The sequence below is a fragment of the Janibacter sp. CFPM2_SD2 genome (genome assembly GCF_057364645.1).
Genome location: NZ_JBNFOF010000233.1, coordinates 1 through 4,451, shown reverse-complemented (window position 1 = coordinate 4,451; position 4,451 = coordinate 1). Strand labels below are relative to the sequence as shown.

Genomic DNA, 4,451 nt, shown 5'->3' with positions numbered 1-4,451 from the left:
CTCGCGCATCCGCCCGGCCGTCACGCGCGCGATGCCCCGGGCCGCCCGCTGCATGAGCTCACCGCTCTCGAGGAGCTCGGGCAGGGCCGCCTCGGCGGCGCGGATGGTCGGGGCGGAGTAGCCGGTGATCACGCCGACGACGCTACCGCTCCTCCCTTCGCCGCCCCACCACCCCACAAACTGTGGCTGGCTACACCTTCGCGCGTGGGCCACAGCACGTGCTGCGGCTGACGATCCAAGATGTAGCCAGCCACAGTTTGTGCGATGGGGTGGGTGGACGAAGGGGGGTCAGGCGGTCTCGGCGACGACGATCGCCGTCGCGATGCCGCCGTCGTGGCTCAGGGAGATGTGCAGGCGGTCGGCGCCGAGCTCCTCGGCGCGCTCGGCGACGCGGCCGCTGATCGCGAGCACCGGTTCGCCGTGCCGTCCCTTGGTGACCTCGACGCCCTGCCAGGGCAGGTCGCCGGGGGTCATCAGGGCCTTGCCGACCGCCTCCTTGGCGGCGAAGCGCGCGGCGAGCGACTGCAGCGGCAGGTCGCGCTCGGCCGCGGTGAAGACGCGGTCGAGCAGCGCGGGGGTGCGCTCGAGCCGCTCGCCGAGGCGGGCGATGTCGACGACGTCGATGCCGACCCCGACGATCACGAGGTCACTCGACCGTGACGGACTTGGCGAGGTTGCGCGGCTGGTCGACGTCCAGCCCCTTGGCCGTCGACAGGTGCAGGGCGAAGACCTGCAGCGGCACGACGGTGAGCAGCGGCTGGAGCAGCGGCGAGGTGTGCGGCACCCGGATCACCTCGTCGGCGAAGGGCAGCACCTCGTCGTCACCCTCCTGGGCGATGACGAGCGTGCGGGCACCGCGGGCGCGGATCTCCTGGATGTTGGAGACGACCTTCTTGTGCAGGTCGTTGGGGGTGTCCGGGCCGGGGACGACGATGAAGACCGGCTGACCGGGCTCGATGAGCGCGATCGGGCCGTGCTTGAGCTCGCCCGCGGCGAAGCCCTCGGCGTGGATGTAGGCGAGCTCCTTGAGCTTGAGCGCGCCCTCCATGGCGATCGGGTAGCCGACGTTGCGGCCGAGGAAGAGGACCGAGCGGGTGTCGGCCATGAAGCGGGCGATCTCCTCGACCCGGCCCATCGTGCCGAGCAGGGCCTCGATCTTGGCCGGGACCTCGTGCAGCTCGGCCATGACGGCCTTGGCGTCGTCGGCGTAGGTCTCGCCGCGCAGCTGCGCGAGGTAGAGGCCCAGGACGTAGCAGGCGGTGATCTGCGCGAGGAAGGCCTTCGTCGAGGCGACGGCGATCTCCGGGCCGGCGTGCGTGTAGAGCACGGCGTCGGACTCGCGCGGGATCGTCGCACCGTGCGTGTTGCACACCGAGACGGTGAGCGCGCCGAGCGAGCGGGCGTGGCGCACGGCCATCGCCGTGTCGGCGGTCTCGCCGGACTGGCTGATCGAGACGACGAGGGTGCGCTCGGAGACGATCGGGTCGCAGTAGCGGAACTCGTGCGCGAGGGAGACCTCGACCGGGATGCGGGTCCAGTGCTCGATGGCGTACTTCGCGACCATGCCGGCGTAGGCGGCGGTGCCGCAGGCGACGATGGTGATCCGGTCGACCTGCTTGAGCTGGTCCTCGTCGATGCGCAGCTCGTCGAGGACGAGACGGCCGTCGGCGTCGGTGCGCCCGAGGAGGGTGTCGCCGACCGCGTGCGGCTGGTCGTTGATCTCCTTCTCCATGAAGGTGTCGTAGCCGCCCTTCTCGGCAGCGGCGGCATCCCAGGTCACCTCGTAGGGCTTGCCCTCGGCCGGCGAGCCGTCGAAGTTCATCACCGTGTGCGAGGTCGGGGTGATCGTGACGATCTGGTCCTGGTCGAGCTCGACGGCCTGCTTGGTGTAGCCGATGAAGGCGGCGACGTCGGAGCCGAGGAAGTTCTCGCCCTCGCCCAGACCCACGACGAGCGGGCTGTTGCGACGGGCGGCGACGACGGTGTCCGGGGCGTCGGCGTGGACGGCGAGGAGGGTGAAGGCGCCCTCGAGGCGGTTGACGACCGAGCGCATCGCCTCGGTGAGGTCGCCCGACTCGGCGAAGGCCGCGGCGAGCAGCTGCGCGGCGACCTCGGTGTCGGTCTCGGAGGTGAACTCGATGCCCTGCGCGAGCAGCTCCTGCTTGAGGGCGTGGAAGTTCTCGACGATGCCGTTGTGGACGACGGCGAGCTTGCCGTCCCGGCCACCGCGGTGGGGGTGGGCATTTTCGTCCGTCGGGCCGCCGTGGGTGGCCCAGCGGGTGTGACCGATGGCCGTCGCGGCCGCGGGCACGTTCTCGCCCTCGAGGGCCGAGCGCAGGTTCTCGAGCTTGCCCGCCCGCTTCTCGGTGAAGACCTCGTCACCGGCGACGAGGGCGACACCCGCCGAGTCGTAGCCCCGGTACTCGAGGCGGGCCAGGCCCTCCATGACGACGTCCAGGGGGCGCGCGCCCGCATCGGGGCCGACGTAACCAACGATTCCGCACATGGCGGACAGGCTAACCGCCCGGTGACCGTCTGCTGAAAAGGTGGGACACAATGGGGTGCGTGTCCACCGCCGCCACGACGAGCTTGCCCTCCCCCTTCGTCGAGCTCGACCGCCAGGCCTGGGCACACCTGCGCGAGAACCACCCCCTCAACCTCGACGAGAGCGACCTCGCCCGCCTGCGCGGCCTGAGCGACCCGATCGACCTCGAGGAGGTCCAGGAGGTCTACCTGCCGCTCTCGCGCCTGCTGACCTTCTACGTCTCCGCGACAACCCGGCTGCACCGGATCACCTCGACCTTTCTCGGCGAACGCCCGCCCAAGGCCCCCTTCGTCATCGGGGTCGCAGGCTCCGTGGCCGTCGGCAAGTCGACGACCGCCCGCATCCTGCGCGAGCTGATGCAGCGCTGGCCGGACACGCCCAAGGTCGAGCTCGTGACGACCGACGGCTTCCTGCTGCCCAATGCCGAGCTGGAGCGGCGTGGCCTGCTCCAGCGCAAGGGCTTCCCCGAGGCCTACGACCGGCGGGCGCTGCTGCGCTTCGTCTCGGCGATCAAGGCGGGCCAGCCCGAGGTCACCGCCCCGGTGTACTCGCACCTGACCTACGACATCGTCCCCGACGAGCGCATCGTCGTGCGCCAGCCCGACGTGCTCATCGTCGAGGGGCTCAACGTCCTGCAGCCGCCGGGCATCCGCAGCGACGGGCGCACCGGCCTGGCCGTCAGCGACTTCTTCGACTTCTCCGTCTACGTCGACGCCAACATCGCCGACATCCGGCAGTGGTACGTCGAGCGCTTCCTGCGCCTGCGCAAGACCGCCTTCGCCGACCCCGCGTCCTACTTCCACCGCTACGCCGGGCTCACCGACGAGCAGGCCCGCGCTCGCGCCCTGCACATCTTCGAGACGATCAACGAGCCCAACCTCCTCGACAACGTCCTGCCGACCCGTGGCCGCGCCACCCTCGTCCTGACGAAGGGGGCGGACCACCAGGTCCGTCGCATCCGCCTGCGCAAGCTGTAGCGCCTCCACGCCTCCGAGCCCGCGTGGTCCAGCCTGCCTGTCCGATCAGGTGGGGTGGTTGTGACGTCGGCGGCGACAGCGACGGGCAAAAGATGGTGTCGGCGCACATCAAGCCGAAGTCAGTCACGACAACCGCCGGCCATCGATGAACGAAGGACTTCGGCGGGCGCCGACATCTTCTTTCGTCCGGCGCCATCCAGCCAACGACGAAGCCCCCGCGACCTCCTGGTCGCGGGGGCTTCGTGCCGGGTGGCTCAGTACCAGTGCGGGTCGTTGCTGTCCCAGAAGGCCTTGGCGCCGCAGGGGTCGCCGTAGGAGGTCTTGATGTAGTCCATGCCCCACTCCATCTGGGTGACCGGGTTGGTCTTCCAGTCGGGGCCGGCGGAGGCCATCTTGCTTGCGGGCAGCGACTGCGGGATGCCGTAGGCGCCGGACGAGGAGTTGGTCGCGCTGTAGTCCCAGTTGCTCTCGCCGATCCACAGGCTGACGAGGCAGGACCACTGGTCGTCGCCCCAGCCGTACTCGGCGGCGAGCTCCTTGCCGTAGGGGGCGGGGTCGGCCTGGATCGCGGCGATCTCGTCGTCGGCGAACTCGCGCTCGCTGACCGGCTTGGCCTCCTCCTCCTCGGCCTTGCGCTCCGCGGCGGCCTTCTTGTCCGCAGCGGCCTTGCGCTTGGCCTCGGCCTTCTTCTTCGCCTCGGCCTTGGCCTTGGCGGCCTTCTGGGCCTCCGCCTTCTTCTTCGCGGCGGCCGTCGAGAGGCGGTCCTGCTCACGGGAGGCGCTGCGGGAGACGTTGGTCTCGCGGCGGTCGTCCGCCAGGCGCGTGGTGTCGGCCGTCACGGCGTCAACGGCCGGCGCCGACGAGGTCGTCTCGGCGACGGCCTGGGCCGTGGCGTCGTGAGACGGGTCGCCGAGGGCGACGGTCGCGCC

General features: G+C 70.7%; 4 protein-coding genes. 1 reads left to right on the top strand and 3 read right to left on the bottom strand.

Features of this window, described 5'->3' with window-relative positions:
* Positions 1-288 precede the first annotated feature (288 nt).
* Positions 289-642: a holo-ACP synthase gene (locus AC2W7J_RS16180; protein WP_255184190.1), complete on the bottom strand. Its 354-nt coding sequence runs from the start codon at positions 640-642 to the stop codon at positions 289-291.
* 4 nt (positions 643-646) lie between these two features.
* A complete protein-coding gene (glmS, locus tag AC2W7J_RS16175) occupies positions 647-2,506 on the bottom strand; it encodes a glutamine--fructose-6-phosphate transaminase (isomerizing) (protein WP_485983658.1) in 1,860 nt (619 codons plus the stop codon).
* A gap of 59 nt (positions 2,507-2,565) precedes the next feature.
* Between glmS and coaA the strand changes: the two genes are divergently transcribed.
* A complete protein-coding gene (gene coaA, locus AC2W7J_RS16170) occupies positions 2,566-3,522 on the top strand; it encodes a type I pantothenate kinase (protein ID WP_485983656.1) in 957 nt (318 codons plus the stop codon).
* Between the two features lie 254 nt (positions 3,523-3,776).
* Here the strand turns inward: coaA and AC2W7J_RS16165 are convergent.
* The coding region (locus AC2W7J_RS16165; RefSeq protein WP_485983654.1) for an aggregation-promoting factor C-terminal-like domain-containing protein at positions 3,777-4,451 on the bottom strand (675 nt) is incomplete at its 5' end.

Coding starts and splice junctions, on each gene's coding strand:
- glmS (WP_485983658.1), bottom strand. CDS start 2,506: ATGTGCGGAATCGTTGGTTACGTCGGCCCCGATGCGGGCGCGCGCCCC.